The sequence below is a fragment of the Mycetocola sp. BIGb0189 genome (assembly GCF_024810155.1).
Lineage (GTDB): Bacteria > Actinomycetota > Actinomycetes > Actinomycetales > Microbacteriaceae > Mycetocola > Mycetocola lacteus.
In genome coordinates, this window is the sequence record NZ_JANUED010000002.1 from 411402 (window position 1) to 433429 (window position 22028).

The 22028-nt window shown below is 66.5% G+C and carries 23 protein-coding genes; 13 read left to right on the forward strand and 10 right to left on the reverse strand.

Translation table 11 applies throughout. The features are described 5' to 3' along the window. The first annotated feature begins 1 nt into the window (after position 1). Positions 2-583, forward strand: a complete 582-nt coding sequence (locus M2390_RS04285) for a hypothetical protein (protein WP_259177265.1) — start codon at positions 2-4, stop codon at positions 581-583. A gap of 59 nt (positions 584-642) precedes the next feature. Here the strand turns inward: M2390_RS04285 and M2390_RS04290 are convergent, their stop codons facing one another. The 7 genes from M2390_RS04290 to M2390_RS04320 all read right to left on the reverse strand — a co-directional run bounded on the left by M2390_RS04290 (position 643) and on the right by M2390_RS04320 (position 6725). Next, positions 643-831 carry a DUF5302 domain-containing protein gene (locus M2390_RS04290; RefSeq protein ID WP_259177267.1) on the reverse strand — a complete coding sequence of 63 codons (189 nt, stop codon included), beginning with the start codon at positions 829-831 and terminating at the stop codon, positions 643-645. A gap of 39 nt (positions 832-870) precedes the next feature. Then, positions 871-1671, reverse strand: a complete 801-nt coding sequence (locus tag M2390_RS04295; protein WP_259177268.1) for an ABC transporter ATP-binding protein — start codon at positions 1669-1671, stop codon at positions 871-873. Then, a complete protein-coding gene (locus tag M2390_RS04300) occupies positions 1668-2528 on the reverse strand; it encodes an ABC transporter ATP-binding protein (protein ID WP_259177270.1) in 861 nt (286 codons plus the stop codon). Before M2390_RS04300 ends, M2390_RS04295 begins: the two co-directional genes overlap by 4 nt. Then, positions 2525-3388 carry an ABC transporter permease gene (locus tag M2390_RS04305; protein WP_259177271.1) on the reverse strand — a complete coding sequence of 288 codons (864 nt, stop codon included), beginning with the start codon at positions 3386-3388 and terminating at the stop codon, positions 2525-2527. The genes M2390_RS04300 and M2390_RS04305 overlap by 4 nt, the downstream gene beginning before the upstream one ends. Continuing rightward, positions 3385-4362, reverse strand: a complete 978-nt coding sequence (locus M2390_RS04310; protein WP_259177378.1) for an ABC transporter permease — start codon at positions 4360-4362, stop codon at positions 3385-3387. Before M2390_RS04310 ends, M2390_RS04305 begins: the two co-directional genes overlap by 4 nt. A gap of 9 nt (positions 4363-4371) precedes the next feature. Next, entirely contained in the window at positions 4372-5880 is a 1509-nt protein-coding gene (locus M2390_RS04315) for an ABC transporter substrate-binding protein (protein WP_259177273.1), read from the reverse strand. 101 nt (positions 5881-5981) lie between these two features. After that, entirely contained in the window at positions 5982-6725 is a 744-nt protein-coding gene (locus tag M2390_RS04320; RefSeq protein ID WP_245601266.1) for a DUF1684 domain-containing protein, read from the reverse strand. Positions 6726-7122: 397 nt separating this feature from the next. On the opposite strand from M2390_RS04320, the gene M2390_RS04325 reads away from it, so the two are divergent. Next, positions 7123-7833 (forward strand): Abi family protein, encoded by a 711-nt coding sequence (locus tag M2390_RS04325; protein WP_259177276.1) that lies wholly within the window; start codon positions 7123-7125, stop codon positions 7831-7833. Positions 7834-8216: 383 nt separating this feature from the next. On the opposite strand, the gene M2390_RS04330 is transcribed toward M2390_RS04325, so the two are convergent. Further along, a complete protein-coding gene (locus M2390_RS04330; protein ID WP_259177278.1) occupies positions 8217-8795 on the reverse strand; it encodes a dihydrofolate reductase family protein in 579 nt (192 codons plus the stop codon). Between the two features lie 169 nt (positions 8796-8964). Here M2390_RS04330 and M2390_RS04335 point away from each other — a divergent pair, with 169 nt between their 5' ends. The 6 genes from M2390_RS04335 to M2390_RS04360 all read left to right on the forward strand — a co-directional run bounded on the left by M2390_RS04335 (position 8965) and on the right by M2390_RS04360 (position 15152). Beyond that, positions 8965-9654: a FadR/GntR family transcriptional regulator gene (locus M2390_RS04335; RefSeq protein WP_030149583.1), complete on the forward strand. Its 690-nt coding sequence runs from the start codon at positions 8965-8967 to the stop codon at positions 9652-9654. Between the two features lie 139 nt (positions 9655-9793). Beyond that, positions 9794-11230 carry a 3-isopropylmalate dehydratase large subunit gene (leuC, locus tag M2390_RS04340; RefSeq protein ID WP_259177282.1) on the forward strand — a complete coding sequence of 479 codons (1437 nt, stop codon included), beginning with the start codon at positions 9794-9796 and terminating at the stop codon, positions 11228-11230. A gap of 11 nt (positions 11231-11241) precedes the next feature. Next, positions 11242-11862 carry a 3-isopropylmalate dehydratase small subunit gene (leuD, locus tag M2390_RS04345; RefSeq protein WP_030148664.1) on the forward strand — a complete coding sequence of 207 codons (621 nt, stop codon included), beginning with the start codon at positions 11242-11244 and terminating at the stop codon, positions 11860-11862. 13 nt (positions 11863-11875) lie between these two features. Further along, positions 11876-13246, forward strand: coding sequence for a UDP-N-acetylglucosamine 1-carboxyvinyltransferase (gene murA / locus M2390_RS04350; protein ID WP_030148665.1), 1371 nt, complete (start codon positions 11876-11878; stop codon positions 13244-13246). Between the two features lie 9 nt (positions 13247-13255). After that, positions 13256-14050, forward strand: coding sequence for a 1-acyl-sn-glycerol-3-phosphate acyltransferase (locus M2390_RS04355; RefSeq protein WP_259177284.1), 795 nt, complete (start codon positions 13256-13258; stop codon positions 14048-14050). A gap of 25 nt (positions 14051-14075) precedes the next feature. Continuing rightward, a complete protein-coding gene (locus M2390_RS04360) occupies positions 14076-15152 on the forward strand; it encodes an NAD(P)H-dependent glycerol-3-phosphate dehydrogenase (RefSeq protein ID WP_396822543.1) in 1077 nt (358 codons plus the stop codon). Between the two features lie 83 nt (positions 15153-15235). Here the strand turns inward: M2390_RS04360 and M2390_RS04365 are convergent, their stop codons facing one another. Then, positions 15236-15727, reverse strand: coding sequence for a DUF3515 domain-containing protein (locus M2390_RS04365; protein WP_259177288.1), 492 nt, complete (start codon positions 15725-15727; stop codon positions 15236-15238). A gap of 74 nt (positions 15728-15801) precedes the next feature. Between M2390_RS04365 and thiL the strand changes: the two genes are divergently transcribed. Both thiL and M2390_RS04375 read left to right on the forward strand, forming a co-directional pair. Continuing rightward, the gene (thiL, locus tag M2390_RS04370) at positions 15802-16809 is read left to right on the forward strand and encodes a thiamine-phosphate kinase (RefSeq protein ID WP_259177290.1); all 1008 of its coding nucleotides are present in this window, start codon (positions 15802-15804) and stop codon (positions 16807-16809) included. Between the two features lie 107 nt (positions 16810-16916). Further along, positions 16917-17327: a hypothetical protein gene (locus tag M2390_RS04375; protein ID WP_259177291.1), complete on the forward strand. Its 411-nt coding sequence runs from the start codon at positions 16917-16919 to the stop codon at positions 17325-17327. 31 nt (positions 17328-17358) lie between these two features. Here M2390_RS04375 and rsmD read toward each other — a convergent pair whose 3' ends face one another. Then, the gene (gene rsmD, locus M2390_RS04380) at positions 17359-17919 is read right to left on the reverse strand and encodes a 16S rRNA (guanine(966)-N(2))-methyltransferase RsmD (protein WP_121689045.1); all 561 of its coding nucleotides are present in this window, start codon (positions 17917-17919) and stop codon (positions 17359-17361) included. A gap of 68 nt (positions 17920-17987) precedes the next feature. On the opposite strand from rsmD, the gene M2390_RS04385 reads away from it, so the two are divergent. The 3 genes from M2390_RS04385 to M2390_RS04395 all read left to right on the forward strand — a co-directional run bounded on the left by M2390_RS04385 (position 17988) and on the right by M2390_RS04395 (position 21943). Further along, entirely contained in the window at positions 17988-20285 is a 2298-nt protein-coding gene (locus M2390_RS04385) for an ATP-dependent DNA helicase RecG (protein WP_259177292.1), read from the forward strand. 98 nt (positions 20286-20383) lie between these two features. Next, positions 20384-20884 (forward strand): pantetheine-phosphate adenylyltransferase, encoded by a 501-nt coding sequence (gene coaD, locus M2390_RS04390; protein WP_121689044.1) that lies wholly within the window; start codon positions 20384-20386, stop codon positions 20882-20884. Between the two features lie 12 nt (positions 20885-20896). Then, complete coding sequence (locus M2390_RS04395) at positions 20897-21943, forward strand: nitronate monooxygenase family protein (protein ID WP_259177294.1); 1047 nt, start codon at positions 20897-20899, stop codon at positions 21941-21943. Positions 21944-22028: the final 85 nt, after the last annotated feature.

Sequence of the window (22028 nt, forward strand, 5' to 3'; positions counted from 1 at the left end):
AATGTCAGGTTCGAGTAAGCCCCGCTGGTGGCGAATTACCAGCACCGTGTTTCCGATCGTTGTGGTCGCCGCCATCGCGTTCTACGTGTTTGTGATCCAGGGCGTGGGCCAACCGTTGCCCGGACACAGCTTCGAGGAGGCGAACCAGCAGATCGAGCAGATTGACGGCTTGGACGCGAGTATTGTCACGCCCGAAACCGAGAAGGCCGGGCGTCAGATTCGGATCCCGCGCTCGGCGGTGCTGGCGATTGCCGTGAAACCCGAGACGCCGCTGGCCGCGCGCGACCGGCTGATTTCTTGGGGCACCGAGAACCTGATGTCGATTCACGACCGTCAGTTTGCCGACGAGACCGAGGTGTTGTTTGTGTTCAACGATGAGGCGCTTTACCAGGCCTGGGCCGCCGATTTCGCCGCGCGTCCGGTGGCCGAACCCTACAGTCAACAGGCACACCAGTTTGATTCGGTGAGCGCCCAGGGCCTCACCATCTCGGTGACCATGTCAATGGATGACCTGAAAAATACCTTCGGGGAGTGGCCCATCGACGCCCCCGAGGTTCCGGTCAACCTGATGACCGCCTCCTAGCAGGGAGACAAAACCGCCACGGTCCCGGAGGACCGTGGCGGTTTTGTGTGTGCGTGGACCTATCCGCCGCTCTTGCGACGGAACTGACGCTGTGTGGGTGCCTTACCCTGGGTCTGCCGCACGCTCCCGGTGGAGTCGAGGTGGTCCTCGCCCCCCTGGGCACGCTGCTTTTTACGATCGAGTGCCTCGCGGAACTTCCGCTTGGTTTCCTCGGCGCTGGCCTGGGCCGCATCATCGGTGGAACTCATGATGTCCTCCTTCGTCGGTGACGCTTCAGTCTACCCGGACTACCCCTCGATGCGGGGCAGGCGGGGGATCGCCGCAAGCAGGGTGCGGGTGTAGGGGTGCTGCGGATTGGCCAAAACCTCGGAGGTGTGGCCTTCCTCGACGATGCGACCGTCCTGGAGCACGGCCACACGATCACACAGGGCGGCGACGATGCTGAGGTCGTGGGAGACGAGAAGCAGTCCGGTCTGGTGTTCATCCGGGACCGCAGGGTTGGTCCGGCCGAGACCACGCAGCAGTTCGATGATCTGGGTGCGGACCGACATATCGAGGGCGGATACCGGTTCATCGGCGAGGATCAGCTGCGGGTTGGGAGCCAGGGCGCGGGCGATCGCGATGCGCTGACGCTGCCCGCCGGAGAAGGCGTGCGGGTAGCGGTCGGCGGCATCCGCGGGCAGATCCACGGCGGCCAGGAGCTCGGCGACGCGGGACTTCAGGGCGTGGCGGTCGCGCTCGATCCCCAGGGAGCGCAATGGCTCGGTGATGGTGCGTCCCACGGTGGCCCGCGGATCCAGGGCACCGTAGGGATCCTGGAACACGTTCTGTACCGCGCTGCGGAAGCCGCGCAGGCCGGCGCGATCACGCAGGTTGAGCGGCTCTCCTTGGAAGCGGACGGCCCCGCTGGTGGGGGCGTCCAGGCCGAGGAGCAGGCGCAGGATGGTCGATTTCCCGGCACCGGATTCGCCCACCAGACCCACACGTTCGCCGCGGCGCAGGGCTAGGGTGATGCCGTGCAGGGTGTTGGTGTCGCGCCCCGGATAGCGGAAGTCCACGTTGTCCGCGGCGAGCAGGTATTCGTTCATGCCTGGTTCTCCGTGGGTGTTGTGAGCGGGGTGGTGTGGCCGGACGGACTGCCCGGAGCCTGTGCGGATACCTCGGGCAGGTAGGCCTCGAGGCTGCGGGCGGTGTTCACCAGCAGCCGGGTGTACTCGGCCTCCGGGGCGGTGAGCAAGTGCCGGGTCGAGCCCTGTTCGATGCTCTCTCCTCCGCGCAGTACCAGCAGCTGCTCGGTCATCTGGGACACCACGGCCAGGTCATGGCTGATCAGCAGCAGTGACATCCCACGCTCACGCACGGCGGTGTCCAGCAGGTCGAGGATCTCGGCCTGCACGCTGATGTCCAGGGCCGTGGTGGGCTCGTCGGCGATCAGGATGTCGGGATCGCAGGCCAGGGCGAGGGCGATGGCCACCCGCTGACGCTGTCCACCGGAGACCTCGTGGATGTAGGACCGGGCGATCTTCTCGGGGTTGGGCAGCGCAACCGCCGCCAGCGCCTCGATGATCGCCTTCTGGAGCGCGTCCCCACGCAGGCCGCGGTGGTGCGAGAGCGGCCAGGCGAGCTGCTTGCCGATCCGCATCAGCGGATCCAGTGCGGTCAGCGGCTCCTGGAAGACCGCGGCGATCCCCGATCCGCGCACGCCGTTGAGGGTGCGTGCCGAGGCGCCCACCAGCTCGGTGTCACCCAGGCGGATGCTTCCCGATGCGCGCAGGCCCGAGGGCAGCAGGCCGAGGACGGCGAGGGCGGTGAGGCTCTTGCCCGAGCCGGACTCGCCGATAATGCCGAGGCGCTGCCCGGCGGGCAGATCGAACGAAACGTCGGACACCAGGTCACGCCGGTCCTCGGTGTGCACTGAGAGGTTCTGTACTGAGAGTGCGGTCACTGGGCCCTCCGCAGGGTTGGGTCGAGCTTTTCACGCAGGCCGTCGGCGAGTAGGTTCGCGCCCACCACGGTGATCACAAGCAGGATGCCGGGCAGGATCGCGCTGAGCGGAGCCACGGTCACGGTGGCCTGAGCCTCCTGCAGGAGGCGTCCCCAGGACGCGTTCGGGGGCGGGGAACCGAGGCCGAGGTAGGACAGCGATGCCTCGGCGAGGACCGCGCCACCAAACTGCAGGGCGGCGGGGACCACCAGGGTGGGCCAGAGGTTCGGCAGGACGTGCTCCCGGGCGATACCGAGCGTGCTGGTTCCGGCGATCCGTGCGGCGGTCACATAGTCCTGCGCGAGGATGCGCTGGGTGACCACACGGGTGAGCCGGGCGATCACCGCGGAACCGGCGAGCCCGATCGCGATGATCGCCGAATCCAGCGAGGCACCGCGCCAGGCGACGATCAGCATCGCCAGCAGCAGGGTGGGGAAGGCGATCGCGATATCCAGCAGGCTGGTGAGGGCATCGTCCACCCAGCGGGTGGAGAATCCGGCGAGCAGGCCGATCAGGATGCCGAGCACCGCGGCGATCAGGACCGAGCCGATCCCCACGGTGATCGCCAGGCGAGCACCGATCAGCAGCTGGGTGAAGACGTCACGGCCGAGCTTGTCGGTGCCGGCCCAGTGGGTTCCGTCGGGATCGGCGAGGCGTCCACCGGTGGTGTCGGCCGGGTCAAACGGGGTCCAGAATATCGAGACGATCGCGGCGAGCACGATGATCCCGAGCAGGATCCCACCCACCACGAGGTTGATCGAGCCGAGCGCACGTCGCCGCGGCCCCCGGACGGTGGCACCCTGGGTCATCACGGCGCTCATGCGGCGGCCTTCACTCGACGGTTTCCGGAGAGCGATGAGCGCAGGCGCGGATCAAGCAGGCGCTGCAGCACGTCGCCGAGGAATCCAATCACGAGCACCAGTACGGTGGAAAACAGGAGTACTCCCTGAACGTTGGGGAAGTCTTGTTGGCGGATGCCGGCGATCAGCATGTCTCCGAGTCCGGGCAGGGCGAAGACGTTCTCGACCACGACCGCGCCCACAAAGGTGGTAGCCAGCTGGATCGCCAGGATCGAGATCACCGGGACGATCCCGTTGCGCAGCGCGTGACGCCACAGCGCCGTGGAGAACGGCTGGCCCAGCGCGCGGGCGGTGCGCAGGTAGTCGCGATCGAGGATGTCGAGCGTCGCGCTGCGTACATAACGGGCAAGCTCCGAGCCGGAGACGATCGCGATGGTCAGCACGGGCAGCGTGAGCGAGGTGAGCGCATCCAGCGGATCGGCCCAGTCCTGGCGCGGGAATCCGCCGGCCGGCAGCACCCCGAGGTTCAGTGCAAACAGCGTAACCAGCAGGATACCCACCCAGAACACGGGGATCGCGCCGCCGAGCTGGCTGAGCGCTGAAAACGCGGTGCCGTACCAGGTGCGCGACTTCCAGGCGGCGATGAAGCCCACCGGGATCGCGATGATCACCGAGAGGGCAAAGGAGATGAGGGTCAGCGGCACGGTCACGTTGAGGCGACGCAGGATCTCGTCGGACACGGACAGGTGCGAGCTGAAGGAGGTGCCGAGGTCGCCGCGGAACAGGCCGCCGATGTAGTCGGCAAACTGAACAAAGATGGGGCGGTCAACACCCAGGGCTGCCGAGGCTGCGCGAATATCCTCGGGCGTGGCCTCGAGGTTGATCAGCGCATAGACGGGGTTGCCGAGCAGTCGGAGCACGACGAACAGGACCGTCACCGCGAGCGCAAGGCTCAGCAGCAACAGTCCCGTTCGTCGCAGCAGATAGGATCCGATGAGTAAATCCTAGCCGCGGGTGATCTTGCTCACATAGAACAGCGAGTTCATGCCGTTGACCGGCACACCCTTGATGTCCTTTGCGGCGACCCGCAGCTGCGGGTTGAGGTACAGCCAGACGCTGGCCGCGTCATCGGAGATCTGCTTGTTGGCCTTGGCGATCAGCTCGGACTGCTCCTGGGGAGTAGCGGCGGCCTCGGCCTCGTCCAGCCACTTCTGCACGTCGGCGTTGTTGTAGCCCCAGTAGAAGTCGGGGTTCTGGTAGAAGTAGATGTCGCGGTCGTTCACGTGGTCCTGCATGGTGGCCTGGAAGTCGTGAGCGCCGTAGACCTTCTCGGCCCACTTGTCATCGGTGATCAGGTTGATCTTCACATCGATGTTGATCTTCGCCAGCTCACCCTTGATGAACTCGGCGACGGTGGGGTGCACGCCGGAGTCCGGGGTGTCCAGGGTGAAGGAGAATCCGTCGGCGTGACCGGACTCGGCCAGCAGCTTCTTGGCCAGGTCGACGTCGTAGGGGTTGTTGTCCTTGAGATCCAGGTAGCCGGGCTCGGACGGGGGAACCATCGCACCGATCAGCTGGCCGCGGCCGTCCCAGATGCTCTCCAGGAGCTTCTTGCGGTCGATGGCCGAGTAGATGGCCTTACGGACCTGCACGTTGTCGAACGGGGCAACCCGGTCGTTGAAGGCGAGCAGCTCCTTGGTGGTCGAGGTGCCCTCGATGATGTTGAACTTGCCCGACTTCTCAAACTGGGGCAGCGCGTCCGGGCTGGTCAGACCGGTGATGACATCCACCTGTCCGGTCAGCAGAGCGTTGTTCAGCGCGGTGGGGTCGGTGTAGTAGTGGAACTCGATCCCGGCGTTCTTGGGCTTGTCACCCCAGTACTTGGCGTACGGGCTCAGCGAGATCGAGGAACCCTTGCGGTAGTCGGCGAGCGTGTAGGGACCCGAGCCGTCCTCGGTGCTGGTGAGGTCCTTGGCCTTGTGGTTGATGATCCACACGTAGCCGAGGTTGTAGACGAAGCTCGAGGACTTCTTCGACAGGGTCACGGTCACGGTCTTGGGGTCGGTCGCAACCACGTTTTCGATGACCGAGAGCTGCTTCTTGCGGGCACCAAGCGACTCGGGGCTCAGGATGCGGTTGAGGCTGAAGACCACGTCCTCGGCGGCGACCGGGTCACCGGAGTGGAAGGTCGCATCGCGCAGCGGGAAGGTGTAGGTGAGGCCGTCTTCGGAGACCTTGTAGCCGGTGGCGAGCAGGGGCTCAACCTTGGCGTCGTCGGTGATCCGGAACAGGCCCTCGTATACGTTGCCGGTGAAGGCCTCGGTGATACCGGAGGAGCCACCCTTGATCGGGTCGAGGCTCGTGGGCTCGTAGATCGAACCAACGTTGATCGGGTCCTTATCGGATCCGGCGTTACCGGAGCCGGCGTTGCTGGAGCAGCCGGTCAGCGCAATCGCGGAGATCGCGAGGGCTGCCAGGCCCACCAACAGGCGGGGGCGTCGGGTAGATGACATGGTGATTGCTCCTTGTGGAGGATGGGGAGGGGATAAATCGTGGGCGCAGAAAGCTGCCGCGCCCGGGGGACGCGGCAGTTATCGGCCGAGCCAGGGTGGGGCTAGAGGGAGAAACCTTCGGTCCAGATGACCTTCTTCTCGCCGGCCGTGATGGCCTCGGTGAAGCGGTTGCTGGCCGGGGGCAGCGGACAGTTCATCTGGTTGGAGAATCCACAGGGCGGAACCACCGCGTGGTTAAAGTCCAGGGTGACCGGGAACCGGGTGCCGGGGGTCTGATCCGCCGAGACATCCGGACGCGGAATGAACAGGAATCGGCCCGAGGCGTAGGTGTCGGTACGGCTGGTGGCGTCGGCGAAGACGAGCTGCAGCTTGTCTCCGGCGTCGAACGCGGCCAGGCGGTGCTCGACACCGTTCAGGGTGAACACGATGTCGCCCGAGACGGGCAGGCCGCGGGTGGCACCGGAGTCGCGCAGGTGCTCAAACGGCATGAAGCGGGACTCGTCCACGTACTCGAACTCGGCGTCGATGATCCACTCGGGGTTGAACCCGTAGGATCCGATGCCCTGGAATGCCTGCTGAGCGGGGGACTGGGTGTCCCAGATGCGGTAGCCGTGCTCAAGCTCGCCGTTGTCGATGTTGTCGCGCTGCAGCCGGCTGAAGATGACGTGCGCGGGCCAGTCGGCGCGGGCCACATCCTCGGCTACGGGCTCTTCCCCGGCCTGTCCCCAGTGGGTGAACACCAGCGAGAGCGGGCCGTGGGCGCCGGTCACGTAGGCGGTGCGAGCGCGGTGCCAGCCTTCGAGGGCGGCCGCGGCGTCAACGGTGGAGATATCTGCGGGGGTCATTTTTTCCATTTTCCCGGTCGGGACGAGGCTCGCCCAACCGATGACAGATTATGTCGAAAAGTCGGTGTTACGACTCGAAATAACCGCGATATTGGCGATTTCATTCCATCCGGGGGAGAAATGTTACGAAGCCTGTGGGTCTTCGTAAAGCGTTTGCCCCGCACGATCCCCGGCCGCGCAACCGATACGGCAGATGCCCGCGGTGTCCGCAACCGTGTGGGCGGGAGAATAGTTCTCGGGAAATGTACGGAGACACTTATTGGAGTTCGGTCTGTATTTTTGCGCAGATACGAGAAAACCCCTCGCCGAGGCAAGGGGTTTTCCGAACAAAGCGCACGGGTCCAAGCCCCGTACATCTGATCTCAAACCTACGCTAGAGCTTATGGATATACAAGAGATGGAGGAGCTCCTTGGCAGACCACGGTTTGCCGTGTACCTGCGCGCAATGAACAATGATCCGACCGAGGCCGTGCGCCTCTATCGGTGGAACGCGGAGGTCGCGGCTGAATTTCACAAGCACACGGCACATTTTGAAGTGATCCTGCGAAACGCCATAGATCGAGGTTTGTCGCGGTGGAACCAGGAACAGGTTGCGGCAGGCCATCTTCTCGGGCCCGATTGGACGGAACAACGTGGTGCCGGTAACGCGCTCTACCGTGCTATCGGTCGCAAGATTGCCGATGCGCGCAACTCCGCCGATCAGATATCTCGGAACCGGCCGATCGGGCATCCACGGCGTGGGACAACTCCAAACCACGATGATGTGCTTTCAACCCTGATGTTTGGAACGTGGACTCAGCTGATCGTTGGACTCGAACGGTTTCCCGCTCCGCAGATTCACCTCTGGTCCGAGGCACTGAGCCTAGTCTTTGCCGGTACCCGATTGAACGGTGACGATGCACGAGTGGACATCGGTCGTAAGCTCAACCTCATCCGGTTGGAACGGAATCGCGCTGCACACCATGAAAGCTTTCTTGGGGTCAAGCCCCTGCATCGACTCAACGACATGCTCGCCGTTCTGGCTGCAATTAATCCGCGATACCCCGACTGGTTCATGCAGAGAAGTAACCTCCGTAACCTCGTCGAGCAGGATCCCCGGCGCGAGTAGGCCCGGCTTGCGTGCCGCGAAGTGCGATGCGCGGCTGCTCGCGAGGTCCGTGACTATCGCGCCGCTCGGTGCTTTCTGATGGCGGTCGTGACCACGAACGAATCGTGTGCTGCCGCGGAGACTCGCGAACTGACGCCGATTTTTCTTCGGTAAAAGGTGAAGCCGCCGTGATCGATGATCTACGGCGGCTTCCAAACCCACTGCGGCCTCTGCCGGGGGACTATGTCTCCAGCCTAGGCTCGAACGCATGATTCCACAACTCTCTCAGGTCGAGCAGTCGGCCATGATTCTTAGGTTGGCCAAACAGGAGTTACGTCGATTCCGTGCGGCTTCGTAGGGGGAGTGAGTGGCAATGTTGCTGGACATTCTCGACTCAGTAGTCCCTACCTCAGCACCCGATAGCTCGACGTGACGAAGCCGTTCTCGGCCACCGCGGTGCCGCGGTGTTCGAGGCGTGCCTCGGGAAGGCCCGTGCCAAAGAGGGGGAGTCCCGAGCCCAGGACCACCGGGATGCGGGTGATGGTGATCTCGTCGATGAGGTCGCGGGCGAGGAACGAGCGGATCACGCCGCCGCCGTCCACATAGACGCCGCGCGATCCGGCCGTCGCAAGGAGCGCCAGCGCCTCGTCCAGGTCGCGAGCCACGGTGACGTTGGGGTCATCCGCGACCAGAGTCGAGCTCAGCACGATGACGCGGTGGTCGGGATAGGGCCAGAAGCCGAAGGTGAGGACCTTCTCATAGGTGGCGCGGCCCATCACCAGGGAATCCACCGAGGCCATGAAGGCGTCGTAGTCGGTGATGGCACCCTCGTCGGAGTGCGCGGGGCCATGCTCGGCCGCGAGCGTGATCTCCTCGAGCCAGGAAATGTCGCCGTCGGGTCGGGCAATAAAGCCGTCGATGCTGGCCGCGATGAACACGCGGCCGGTGAAGGTTCGGGCGGGGGTCTCGGTCTGAACGGTCATGGTTCCACGCTAGCGGGAGCCACCGACGGTGGGCGGGTAAGGCTCACCTTGCTCGACGCCCCGGACAAATCGAGTTACATTAGACAGGTCAACAGACAACTTTGATGAAGTGGCCGAGAAACCGGCCCAAGCAAAGCCGGCCCGAGAGATACCGGCGAAAGGAGACGTGATGCCGAGCACCCTGCAACCCGCACCGCGCGCGTCTCTGGCCGACGGCGTCGCGACCCAGTTGCGCGAGGCCCTGGCCGCCGGCACCTTCGAGGTCGGAACCAAGCTGCCCACCGAGCGTGAGCTGACCGAGTCGTTCCGCGTGGGCCGCACCACCATCCGTGAGGCCGTACGCGCGCTCGCCGCCGAGGGCCTGCTGGTCAGTCGTCAGGGTTCCGGCGTGTTTGTGGCCGCGAGCACCCCGCTGGCCTCGCTCGAACGCCGCCTGTCTGCAGCTTCGCTGTTGGATGTGCTGAACACCCGCTTCGCGCTGGAAACCCACGCCGCCCGCCTGGCCGCCGAGAACCGCGACGATGCCGAGGTCGAGGCGCTGGACGCCCTGCTGCGCGAGCGCGACACTCATGCCTCCGGCTCGCCCGCGTTTGTCGCGATCGACTTCGATTTCCACCGGGCCATCCTGGTCGCCAGCAAAAACGGCGTCCTGGTGGACGTGTTTGACGCCCTGGCCTCGCGCCTGGCCGACGCGTTTGCCGACGTGGTCGAGTTCGAGCTGAGCGATGACATCCTGGCCGAGCACACCGAGGGCCATCACGGTATCGTCCGGGCCATCGAGCGTCGGGATGCCGACGCGGCGGGCCGCATCTCGGGGGAGATCCTCGCCGATACGATTCGGCTGGTGTCCCGTGGCTAATTTGTTGATCACCGTCCCCACCACCGGTCTCCTGCTTCGTCGCCGCGACGAGGTTTAGCAGAATCGGAACCCTCGTCGCGGAGTCGCATCGTCGCCCTCCGGTCACCCCACAGTAGTTCCCAAGCGAAAGCACCCCACAATGAGCACCTCAACCAAACCCCGTACCCTGGCCGAGAAGGTCTGGGATGACCACCTCGTCGCCAAGGGTGAGGACGGCACCCCCGACCTGATCTACATCGACCTGCACCTGGTGCACGAGGTCACCAGCCCCCAGGCCTTCGACGGTCTGCGCGTGGCCGGGCGTCAGCTGCGTCGCCCCGACCTGACCATCGCCACCGAGGACCACAACACCCCGACCTGGGCGATCGACAAGCCCATCGCCGACCTCACCAGCCGCACCCAGATCGAAACCCTGCGTAAGAACTGCGCCGAGTTCGGGGTGCGCCTGCACTCGCTGGGTGACATCGAGCAGGGAATCGTGCACGTTGTGGGTCCGCAGCTGGGTCTGACCATGCCCGGCATCACCGTCGTATGTGGCGACTCGCACACCTCGACCCACGGCGCCTTCGGTGCCATGGCGTTTGGTATCGGTACCAGCGAGGTGGAGCACGTCATGGCCACCCAGACGCTGCCGCTGAAGCCCTTCAAGACCATGGCGATCAACGTCGAGGGCACCCTGCGCCCTGGCGTGACCGCCAAGGACATCGTGCTGGCGATCATCACCAAGATCGGCACCGGCGGCGGCCAGGGCTACGTCCTGGAGTTCCGCGGCAGCGCGATTCGTGCGCTGTCGATGGAGGGTCGCATGACCATCTGCAACATGTCGATCGAGGCCGGTGCTCGCGCCGGTATGGTCGCTCCCGACCAGACCACCTTCGACTACCTGGAGGGTCGCGTTCACGCCCCCAAGGGTGCCGACTGGGACGAGGCCGTGGCCTACTGGAAGACCCTGCCGAGCGATGAGGGTGCCGTGTATGATGCCGAGGTTTTCCTCGACGCCGACACCCTGGAGCCCTTCGTGACCTGGGGAACAAACCCCGGCCAGGGTGCCTCGCTGAGTGACCCGGTTCCCAACCCCGCCGACTTCGCCGACCCCAACGAGCGTGCCGCCGCCGAGCGTGCGCTGGAGTACATGGACCTGACCGCCGGAACCCCGCTCAAGGAGGTTCCGGTGGACGCCGTGTTCATGGGTTCCTGCACCAACTCGCGGATCGAAGACCTGCGCGCCTTCGCCTCGATCATCAAGGGCCAGAAGAAGGCCGAGGGCGTGCGCGTCATGGTGGTCCCCGGATCTGCCCGCGTGCGCATCGAAGCCGAAGCCGAGGGCCTGGACAAGGTCATCAAGGAATTTGGTGCCGAGTGGCGCTTCGCCGGCTGTTCGATGTGCCTGGGCATGAACCCGGACCAGCTGGCTCCGGGCGAGCGCTGCGCATCGACCTCCAACCGTAACTTCGAGGGCCGTCAGGGTAAGGGTGGCCGCACCCACCTGGTGTCCCCGCTGGTGGCCGCCGCCACCGCGATTCGCGGCACCCTGTCCAGCCCCTCCGACCTGGCCGATCTGGCCGTCGCTAAGTAAGGAGTATCCCCATGGATAAGTTTGAAACCGTCACCGGGATCGCCGCTCCGCTGAAGCGCTCCAACGTTGATACCGACCAGATCATCCCCGCCGTCTACCTCAAGCGCGTCACCAAGACCGGCTTCGAGGACGCCCTGTTCGCGGGCTGGCGCACCGACCCCGAGTTTGTGCTGAACCAGGAGCCCTACTTGGGCGCAGAAATCCTCGTCGCGGGCGCCGATTTCGGGACCGGATCCAGCCGTGAGCACGCCGTCTGGGCGCTGCGTGACTTCGGCTTCAAGGTGGTGCTGAGCCCCCGCTTTGCGGACATTTTCCGCGGAAACTCGGGCAAGCAGGGGCTGTTGGCCGCCGTCATCTCCGAGGAGGACCTGGAGGCAATCTGGGCCATCCTGGAGGAAACCCCCGGCATTAACATGACGGTTGATCTGGAAGCGAAAACGGCCACCGTCGGCGCGCTGACCGTTCCCTTCGAGGTTGATGATTACACTAGGTGGAGACTGCGTGAGGGTCTGGACGACATCGGCCTGACCCTGCGCAACGAAACTCAGATTTCGACGTTTGAGGAAACCAGGGCTTCCTGGCGACCGAAGACGCTGCCGATCCCCGCTCCCTCGGGAGCGCCCACAGAATAGACGGACACACCGGGTGAACTCACTGCTTCAGGATGCCGCACGAGCCGGCGCAAGCGTTGGCATGGCCGCCGACACCATCACGATCACCGGCGGTACGCCGCTGAACGGTCGTGTTCAGGTGCGCGGCGCGAAGAACCTTGTCACCAAGGCGATGGTTGCGGCCCTGCTGGGGGAGACCCCGTCCACGCTGCGCGACGTTCCGAAGATCTCCGATGTTCGGGTGGTTCGCGGACTGCTGGGCGCCCACGGTGTGAAGATCACCGACGGGGACGAGGATGGCGAGCTCATCCTCGACCCGTCGGCGGTCGAGTCCGCTCACTTCGCCGAGATCAACGCGCACGCCGGTTCCAGCCGGATCCCGATCCTGTTCTGTGGACCGCTGCTGCACCGCCTGGGCGAGGCCTTCATCCCCGACCTGGGTGGCTGCCGTATCGGCGACCGTCCGATCGACTTCCACCTCGACGTGCTGCGCCAGTTTGGTGCAATCGTTGAGAAGCTGCCCAGCGGCATCCGCCTCTCGGCCCCGCAGCGTCTGCGTGGCACCAAGGTTGAGCTGCCCTACCCCAGCGTTGGTGCCACCGAGCAGGTGCTGCTGACCGCGGTGCGTGCCCAGGGCACCACCGAGCTGCGCGGTGCGGCGATCGAGCCCGAGATCATGGACCTGATCAACATCCTGCAGAAGATGGGTGCGGTCATCTCCGTGGACACCGACCGGGTGATCCGCATCGAGGGTGTGGACCGCCTGGAGGGGTACACCCACCGCGCGCTGTTCGACCGCAACGAGGCCGCCAGCTGGGCCGCCGCCGCCCTGGCCACCGAGGGTGACATTTTCGTGGCCGGCGCCAAGCAGGCCGAGATGGGCACCTTCCTCAACGTCTTCCGCAAGGTGGGTGGCGTGTTCGAGATTCAGGATGATGGCATCCGTTTCCGTCACCCGGGTACCCCGCTGAACCCGGTCATCATCGAGACCGATGTGCACCCCGGCTTCATGACCGACTGGCAGCAGCCGCTCGTCGTGGCGCTGACCAAGGCCACCGGTGTGTCGATCGTGCACGAGACCGTATACGAGCAGCGCTTCGGCTTTGTCGACGCCCTGATCGAGATGGGCGCCACCATTCAGGTGCACCGCGAATGCCTCGGTTCGCAGGCCTGCCGCTTCGGTCAGCGCAACTTCCAGCACTCCGCCGTTATCTCGGGTCCGTCGGCCCTGCGCGCCGCGGACATTGCGGTCCCCGACCTGCGGGGAGGCTTCTCGCACGTGGTCGCCGCGCTGAGCGCCGAGGGTGCCTCGCGGGTGTCCAACGTGGGCATCATCAGCCGCGGATACGAGAACTTCTTCGAAAAGCTGACCGCACTGGGCGCAAACTTCACCCTCGAGGCGTAGGTTAGATTCGTGACCAGCGTTACCCGCGTAAACCGCGACCCCGAGGGGCGCAAGCTTGAGAAGTCGCCGGAGAAGTCCCGGCCCTCATTCCTGTGGCCGCTCGCGGCGATCGTGAAGCCGTTGACGGTTCCACTGTTCCGGCTGGATATTCGCGACGCCTATAAGCTGCCGCGATCGGGCCCGTTCATCCTGGCCCCCAACCACTACTCGGAAATTGATCCGATCGTGGTGGCGCTGGCCGTTTGGAAGATCGGTCGTGCGCCGCGGTTTATGGCCAAGGCCGGGCTTTTTAAAAACCCGGTGGTCGGCTGGATTCTGCGTTCGGCCGGTCAGATTCCGGTCGAGCGGATGGGCTCTACCCGCGGCAACGATCCGATCACTGCCGCGGGAAAACTCGTGGAAACCGGGCAGGGTGTGATCATCTATCCCGAGGGTACGCTGACCCGCGAACCGAACCTGTGGCCGATGCGTGGCAAGACCGGCGTGGCCCGGATGGCGCTGACCCACAACCTGCCGGTGTACCCGATGGCACACTGGGGAACCCAGCAGGTCATGCCGCGGTACGGCAAGAAGATCTCGCTGTTCCCGCGCAAAAACATCAAAATTGTGATCGGTGATCCGGTCAACCTCGACGAGTTCCTGGGCAAGCAGCAGGACTCGGCCGTACTGCACGGTGCCACCGACAAGGTTATGGACGCGGTTACCGAACTGCTGGAGACCCTGCGGGATGAACAAGCCCCGGCCGAACGCTGGGACCCGAGCAAACACAATCAGACGGAGACCGGTCGTTTTGACGAAGCGTAGTACCACCGCCCCCACCCGAGTAGCCGTGCTGGGCACGGGAAGCTGGGGAACCACGTTTGCGAAGATCCTCGCCGACAGCGGGGCGGATGTGTACATGTGGGCGAGGCGCGCCGAGGCCGCCGCGGCCATCGATCGCGAACACCGAAACGCCGAGTATCTGCCCGGCGTGACCCTTCCGCCGAACCTGCGTGCCACCTCGGATCTCAAGGCCGCCATCACCGGTGCGGCCGTGGTGTTTATCGCCGTGCCCTCGCAGGCGCTGCGAGATAACCTGACCGCGATCAAGCCGCTGCTCGGACGCGACACCATCGTGGTGTCGCTGATGAAGGGCGTGGAAAAGCAGACCGGTCTGCGGATGAGTCAGGTCATCGAACAGTGCCTGGAAATCGAGCCCGAGCGTGTGGCCGTGGCCAGCGGGCCCAACCTGGCGATGGAGATCGCCAAGGAACAGCCCACCGCCGCGGTCATCTCCTCGGTCTCGCTGGAGACCGCGCAGGAGGTCGCGCTGCTCGCGCGCAACCGCTACTTCCGCACGTTTGTGAACACCGACGTGATCGGGACCGAGTTTGGCGGGGTTTTGAAGAACCTCATCGCGGTGGCCATCGGCATCGTGGACGGTGTGGGCTACGGCGAGAACACCAAGGCGTCGATCATCACCCGCGGCCTGGTTGAGATGACCGACTTCGCCGTGGCCCAGGGCGCCCACGCGGAAACCCTGTCCGGCCTGGCCGGCCTCGGTGACCTGATCGCCACCTGCCAGAGCCCCCTCTCGCGCAACAACACCGCCGGACGCCTGCTCGGCCAGGGCTACTCGCTGGCCTCCGTGGTAAAGCAGATGCAGCAGACCGCCGAGGGCCTCGCCTCGGTCGCCCCGGTGCTGGAAATCGCCGCCGCGAGTGGCGTGGAAATGCCGATCGTGCAGCAGGTTAAGCGGGTCATTGAGGGCACCATGGACCCGCGCGACATCGCCCCGCACCTCACCACCGCCTCGGATGAGCCGCAGAGCGAGCACGGGGAAACCGGCGAGATTGCGCCGCTCGGCACGGGCTCGGTCAAGCCGGGCTCGGGACTCTGGCGTCGCCTGTTCGGTTCGGGGCGGTAGGTTTCTAGGGGCACCGTCTGCCCGGTTCGGGGCGGTAGGTCTCTAGTACCGCCGCCACTAGCTTTGAGGGCCGTGTTTTCGCGCTAGCGAACCTCGCTGACGTTCAGGCACTTGCTGACCTGGGGGAGACGCCCGATCGAGGAGCCGAGATCCGAGAGCACCGCGGTGCCCGAGACGCCACTCTTTTCGGGGTTGGAGCTGATAAACACCTCGACAGCGGGTACCCGACCGTAGGTGGTGAAGCGGAAGAGTTCTTCCTTTTCCTGGGAGTCGTCAAAGACCCAGTCCACGCCATCCACGGTGACGCAGCGGTCGGTGGTCGGGCCGGGAGGGGTCACCCCGCAGTGCAGCAGCACGGCCGCGGGATCGCCCCAGGCACCGGTGGCCTGCGCATTGGTGCGACGTTTGTCCAGGCCGGCCAGCTTATCCGGCAGGGTCACGGTGATATCGGCGCAGTGCGGGTTGTTGGCATCCGCGGCGGGCTCCATCGGGACCTCCTGCACGCAGCCGGTGAGGGTGAGCGCGGCAAGGCCCACGGCGAGTAGGGTGAGCACGGAGCGAGAGGCGACAGACATGGTCCCTCCAGGTTACCGTGGAACCTTCGCCGCGCCGTTCAGCTCGCCCGGCACGGACCCGATAGCGTTGGTGCATGCCCGAAACTCCCGCCTCCTCCGTTCCACGCCGCGTTCGCGATGCCAGTGAGGCCGAAATCCTTGACCGTCTGCTGCCGCGCTATGCCGCCGCACGGGGGGCCGAGGTGGGCCCCGGGGACGATGCCGCGGTCATGATTCAGCGCGGGGATCGTTACGTGGTCACCACGGACATGATGATCCACGGCCCGGATTTCCGCTGGGCCTGGCACACCCCGTTTGAGCTGGGATGGAAGGCCGCGGTCACCAACCTCGCCGATGTGTATGCGATGGGTGCGCGTCCCACCGGACTGGTGATTGCCCTGGCGGCCACCGCCGACACCGAGCTCACCGCCCTGGAGGAGCTCGCCGACGGGCTGACCGCGGCCTGTGCGCGGCTCGCGCCGGGCTGCGCCGTGGTGGGCGGGGATCTCTCGGTCTCGGACACGTTTACCATCGCCATCACCGCGTTTGGTGACCTGGAGGATCGCGCGCCGGTCCTGCGCTCGGGTGCTCGGGTCGGAGACGTCATTGCCCTGGCCGGAGATGCCGGGCGCGCCGCCCACGGGCTCGACCTCCTGTTTGCCGAGGGGGTGGATGCCGCTGGGGCCCCCAACGCGGAGGCGACCGCCGCGCTCCGTGCCCGGGAACCCGAGCTGGTCGCCGCCCAGCTCACGCCGAACCCGCCGATCCCTGCGGGTATCGAGGCGGCGCTGGCCGGTGCCACCTCGATGATGGACGTCTCCGACGGTCTGGCCCTGGATGCCTCCCGGATCGCCCGCGCCAGTGGCGTGGCCCTGGACCTGAACTCCGCCGCCTTCGCCGCCGAACCCAACCTGGAGCGGGCACTGCGCGGCGGTGAGGACCACGCACTGTTGGCCACATTCCCCGTCTCCTCGACCTTGCCCGAACCGTTCCGGGCGATCGGCGTGGTGCGGGCGGGCGCGGGGGTCCTGCGCGACGGTGCCCCGTTGACCGGGAAGCTCGGCTGGGACCCCTACACGGCCTGGGACGGACAGCTCGGCTAGGCATCGCCGTGAGCCGGTCCGGCTAGCCATCACACATTACATACGGTATTTTGGTGGAGATGACACCGGCCGCGCCGGACAATCGGCGGGACAGAATTCGGGGGAACATGTCCGCAACACGAATCATTGCCGCGAGCCTCATTGCGATGGTGTGTGGGGCCTGCCTGGGGGCCGTTCTGGTTGCGCTGCCCGATCCGGCCCGTCTGCTGACCCACTGGGATACCTCGGGTGGAGCCCTCGTGGGCGCGATTACCGGAATCGCCGCCTTCCTCGCCGGGTACGCCGCCTGGGCCTCGCTCCGACGGCATCGGATGGCTGTTCGGCGCGGAGTAGCGGCCGGCCTCTCGGCCCTGGTCGGCGGGATCGTGGTGACCTGTGCGGAAATGTCCACCCACGCCGTGCACCCGTTCATCCTGCCCGTGGTGGCCGCGGCACTGATTCTCTGCATGGCGAGTATCGGCGCGCGCACCCAGGGTGCACGATTTGATGCGCCCACGCGCGAACTGACCAGCGTCTAGTTCTCCGCGTTTCTCGCTCTCCGTGCGGGGCTTAGCGCGTGGGTTCGGCCCACCACACGGTGGTTTCGCCGTACTTCTTCTGCACGAAACGCTCAAGGCCCGCGGGCCAGGTGGGCTCGGGGGAGCGAGTGGAGCGCTCAACCACCACCAGGGCGTCCTCCCGGAGGCGGCGCGGCAGGGCGGCGAGCAGCGCGGTGAGCTCGTCCTCGGTGTAGTCATAGGGCGGGTCGATGAAGACCAGATCGTAGTCCTCGGAACCCTCATCCACGAATGGCTGGGCCCCGCGCACCACGACGCGGATGTCGGCCCGGCCGAGCGCCTGAGTCAGCGCCTTGGCATTCTGGGTGCAGATCTTGGCGGCCGAGGCGGCCTTTTCCACCAGCACCGCGCTCGCGGCCCCGCGACTGATCGACTCGAGCGCCAGCGCACCGGATCCGGCAAACAGGTCCAGGACGTGGGCATCCTCCAGGTAGCCGCGGGATTCCAGCGCCGAGAACAGAGCTTCGCGCACGCGGTCGCTGGTGGGACGGGTGCCCGCGGAGGGAACCTTGAGGGCCAGGGAGCCGGCGCGGCCGGAAACGATACGAGTCACCCGGCAAGTTTAGCGGTCCGGTGAGCCCGTCGTCCGTCGGTGTCGGCGGCTCGCCATAGACTGGGGTCATGAGTGTCTCCGCCGTTGACGCCCGCCTCGACGGGGTTCTGGGTGGCCGCACGGCCGCCGCGTTCGAGCGCGCCTTTGACGTGCACACCGTCTCGGACCTCCTCAGCCACTATCCGCGCCGCTACGCCAAGCGCGGCGAGCTGACCGCGATGGACAGCCTGCCGCTGGGCGAGTCGATCACCATCGTCGCCGATGTGGTGGAGGTGCGTGAGCGCACGATGCGGGCGCGTCGTGGGTCGATTCTTGAGGTCAAGATCACCGATGGGCGCGGCGTCCTGGTCCTCACCTTCTTCAACCAGGCCTGGCGGGCGAAAGACCTGGTGCCCGGTGCCCGCGGGATCTTCGCGGGTAAGGTCGGTGACTATCGCGGGACGCGTCAGCTCGCCCATCCCGACTATGAGCTCTTCGACCCGGCCGAGCGCGCCCTGGATGCCGGGGATGCCAGCGCGAACCGCTGGGCAAACCAGCCCATTCCGATCTATCCGGCCACCGCGACGGTGGCCAGCTGGCAGGTCGCCAAGGCCATCGAGGTGGTCCTGGACGCGCTACCGCCGCTCGAGGACGCGGTGCCCGCATCGGTGCGCGAGCGTGAACGGCTGCTCTCCTATCGCAAGGCCGTCGAGCTGATTCACCGTCCCGAACAGGACGCCGACTGGAAGCAGGCCCGGCACACACTGCGCTATCGTGAGGCGTTCCTGCTCCAGGCGGCGCTCCTCCAGCAGCGGGCTCGTGCCCGCGTGCACCCCACCACGATCCGCCAGGCGACCCCGGGCGGATACCGTGACCGGCTCGACGCGGGCCTGCCGTTCTCGCTCACCGAGGATCAGCAGACCGTCGCCGGGGAGATCGAACACGACCTCGCCCAGGTGGCCCCGATGAACCGTCTGGTGCAGGGTGAGGTGGGCTCCGGTAAGACCCTGGTGGCGCTGCGGGCGATGCTCGCGGTGGCCGATTCCGGGGGTCAGTCGGCCCTGCTGGCACCCACCGAGGTGCTGGCGGCGCAGCACCTGCGCTCGATCGTGAACTCACTCGGTCCCGATCTCTCGGCCGAGCTGATGCCCACACTGCTGACCGGGTCGATGCCGCAGTCCGAGCGGAAGAAGGCCCTGCTGCGGGTTGTGTCGGGGGCGGCCAAGATCGTCATCGGCACCCACGCGCTGCTCTCCGATAACGTGCACTTCTTTGACCTGGGCCTCGTGGTGGTGGACGAGCAGCACCGCTTCGGTGTGGATCAGCGCGAGACCCTGCGCGAGAAGGGCCATCGTCCGCCGCACACGCTGGTGCTGACCGCCACCCCGATCCCGCGCACGGTCGCGATGACCGTGTTTGGTGACCTCGACGTGTCCACGATCGCGCAGCTGCCCGCCGGACGGCAGCCGATCGAGTCGTTTGTGGTGCCGCTGGCGGATCGCCCGGGCTGGATGGGCCGGGTCTGGGAGCGGATGGGGGAGGAGGTCGCCCGCGGACGGCAGGCCTTTGTGGTGTGTCCGGCGATTGATCCCGATCCGGCCGCCGAACCCGCTCCCGCGCCCGAGACGGCCCCCGCCAAAACCGGTCGGCGCGCGCCGATGCGGGTGTCCGAGGACGTTCACGCGGTACCCACCACCGGCGGTCGCGGATCGCGGCAGAGCGCCGAACCCGAGCCGACCCCCGAGCCCGCCCCGGGCGAGGGACCGCCGCGTCCCCGCGCCGCGGTGGAGACCGTGCTCGCCGAGCTGCGCCAGACCCCGGCGCTCGCGGGCCTGCGCATCGAACCGCTGCACGGCCGAATGAGCGGCGATGAGAAGGACGCCACCATGCGGGCGTTCCAGGCGGGGGAGATCCACGTGCTGGTGGCCACCACGGTCATCGAGGTGGGTGTGGATGTGGCGAACGCCTCCACCATGGTCGTTCTTGATGCCGACCGTTTCGGCGTCTCCCAGCTGCACCAGCTGCGCGGACGCGTCGGCCGAGGCGGACTTCCCGGACTCTGCCTCCTGGTCACCGCCGCTCCGCAGGAAACCACGGCCCGCGAGCGGGTCGAGGCCGTGGCCTCCACTCAGGACGGCTTCGAGCTGGCCCGCATCGACCTCGAACTGCGCCGCGAGGGCGACGTGCTCGGCAGCGTGCAGTCGGGCGGCCGCTCCTCGCTCAAGCTGCTGCGCGTGGTGGATGATGCCGAGATTATTCAGCGCGCCCGCGAGGATGCCGACCTGCTGGTGGGCACCGATCCCGAGCTGACCGATCAGCCGCTGCTGCGCGAGGCGCTGGATCGCCAGGTGGATGCCGCGGCCCGCGCCGCCCTCGCCAAAAACTAGCCGTAACGGTTCGAGGCCCGAGGAAACACAGTGCGACATCTGAGAGTTCGCTGATGGTTACTGGTGTTTGGGGGAGGGGTGTTCGATAGGGTGAAGTCATGAAGCGGATTGCCGTTGTCCCCGGATCCTTTGACCCCGTTACCCTCGGGCACCTGGATGTGATTATCCGTGCGGCGGGCCTCTACGACGAGGTCCACGTGCTGGTTGTCCATAACCCTGGCAAGACGGCGCTGCTGCCGATCGCCCAGCGGGTGTCCCTGATTGAAACCTCGCTGGCCGAGGCCGGTGCCCCCACCAATATCGTGGTGGCGTCCTGGAGCATGGGCCTGTTGGTTGACTATGTGACCGATGTGGGCGCGCAGGTGCTGGTGAAGGGCATTCGCTCGCAGATCGACGTGGCCTATGAGACGCCGATGGCGATCGTCAACCGCAACCTTGCCGGGGTCGAAACCGTGTTTATGCTGCCCAACCCCGCGCACGCGCACGTGTCCAGCTCGCTGGTCCGGCAGGTCTCGGCCCTCGGGGGCGATATCGCGCCGTACGTGCCCGACGCCGTGGCGCGCTTCCTGACGGCCCCGCACGCGGTTGACGTCCGATAGCCGGAGGCCACGATGTCCGCCGCACTGACCCAGCTGGGATTCTCGGTTCCGATCGTTGCCGCGCCGATGGCCGGCGGCCCGAGTACCCCGGCGCTGGTGTCCGCGGTGGCCGATGCCGGTGGGCTGGGTTTTGTGGCCGCAGGTTACCTGAGCCCGGACGCGCTGAGTGCGCAGCTGGAACAGCTGGGCGGGCGCCGCTTCGGCATCAACATCTTCACCCCGAACGAGGCCGACCCGGGCATCGACCCGGCCGTCTATGCGGCCTACCGTGAACAGCTGTTGGCCGGGGGTGGGATCGATCCGGTCCTCCTGCCCGAGACCCCGCAGCGCTCCGACGATCACTACGCCGAGAAGGTCCGTATCGCCCTGGCCAGCGAGGCGGCGTTTGTGTCGTTCACGTTTGGATACCCGGATCCGGCGATCATCGAGCGCCTCCAATCGGCGGGCAAGCGGGTCGTGCTGGGGGCAACCTCACGCGAGGGCATCGATGCCGTGCGCGAGACCGGGGCGGATGTGCTGAGCATCCAGGGTCCGCGCGCGGGTGGGCATCGCGCCACCGTGCTCGGGATCGACGGGGAGGACGCCGACGATCAGGACCTGCGCGAGCTCATCCGCTATGCCCGGTCCCGGTCCGATCAGCCGATTTTTGCCGGCGGCGGGATCGCCGACGCCGCGGACGTGCGGGACATTCTGGCGGCCGGCGCGACCGCCGCTCAGGTCGGCACCCTGTTCCTGGGGGCGACCGAGGCGGGCACCAAGCCCGCCCACCTGGCGGCCCTACACGATCTGCGCCATCGCGCCACGGTCCTCACCCGCGCCTTTACCGGGCGAACGGCCCGTGCCGTGAGTAATCGTTTCACCGAGGCGTTTTCCGACCAGGCACCCACCATGTATCCGGCGCTGCACTTTCTCACCGCGGGGGTGCGTGCCCAGGCGGCGGCCCAGGCCGACCCCGAGCAGCTGCACCTGTGGGCCGGTGCGGGCTTCGAGGGCGTGCGGGTGGCTCCGGCGGCGGAGATCGTCTCCTCGTTGACTCGGGAGCTTCCAGCGAGCTCCTAGGAGCCGCTCGAGGTGGCCGCACGCCGCTCACTCGGGTTTCGGTGCGCATCGCACGGTCGCGACACGCCGAATGGGGGACGCGTCA

Bases quoted from the DNA above. Each gene is read 5' to 3' on its own strand.
- M2390_RS04285 (WP_259177265.1), top strand. From the start codon at position 2: ATGTCAGGTTCGAGTAAGCCCCGCTGGTGGCGAATTACCAGCACCGTG.
- M2390_RS04290 (WP_259177267.1), bottom strand. From the start codon at position 831: ATGAGTTCCACCGATGATGCGGCCCAGGCCAGCGCCGAGGAAACCAAG.
- M2390_RS04295 (WP_259177268.1), bottom strand. From the start codon at position 1,671: ATGAACGAATACCTGCTCGCCGCGGACAACGTGGACTTCCGCTATCCG.
- M2390_RS04305 (WP_259177271.1), bottom strand. From the start codon at position 3,388: ATGAGCGCCGTGATGACCCAGGGTGCCACCGTCCGGGGGCCGCGGCGA.
- M2390_RS04315 (WP_259177273.1), bottom strand. From the start codon at position 5,880: ATGTCATCTACCCGACGCCCCCGCCTGTTGGTGGGCCTGGCAGCCCTC.
- M2390_RS04320 (WP_245601266.1), bottom strand. From the start codon at position 6,725: ATGACCCCCGCAGATATCTCCACCGTTGACGCCGCGGCCGCCCTCGAA.
- M2390_RS04325 (WP_259177276.1), top strand. From the start codon at position 7,123: ATGGAGGAGCTCCTTGGCAGACCACGGTTTGCCGTGTACCTGCGCGCA.
- M2390_RS04330 (WP_259177278.1), bottom strand. From the start codon at position 8,795: ATGACCGTTCAGACCGAGACCCCCGCCCGAACCTTCACCGGCCGCGTG.
- M2390_RS04335 (WP_030149583.1), top strand. From the start codon at position 8,965: ATGCCGAGCACCCTGCAACCCGCACCGCGCGCGTCTCTGGCCGACGGC.
- leuC (WP_259177282.1), top strand. From the start codon at position 9,794: ATGAGCACCTCAACCAAACCCCGTACCCTGGCCGAGAAGGTCTGGGAT.
- leuD (WP_030148664.1), top strand. From the start codon at position 11,242: ATGGATAAGTTTGAAACCGTCACCGGGATCGCCGCTCCGCTGAAGCGC.
- M2390_RS04365 (WP_259177288.1), bottom strand. From the start codon at position 15,727: ATGTCTGTCGCCTCTCGCTCCGTGCTCACCCTACTCGCCGTGGGCCTT.
- thiL (WP_259177290.1), top strand. From the start codon at position 15,802: ATGCCCGAAACTCCCGCCTCCTCCGTTCCACGCCGCGTTCGCGATGCC.
- M2390_RS04375 (WP_259177291.1), top strand. From the start codon at position 16,917: ATGTCCGCAACACGAATCATTGCCGCGAGCCTCATTGCGATGGTGTGT.
- M2390_RS04385 (WP_259177292.1), top strand. From the start codon at position 17,988: ATGAGTGTCTCCGCCGTTGACGCCCGCCTCGACGGGGTTCTGGGTGGC.
- coaD (WP_121689044.1), top strand. From the start codon at position 20,384: ATGAAGCGGATTGCCGTTGTCCCCGGATCCTTTGACCCCGTTACCCTC.
- M2390_RS04395 (WP_259177294.1), top strand. From the start codon at position 20,897: ATGTCCGCCGCACTGACCCAGCTGGGATTCTCGGTTCCGATCGTTGCC.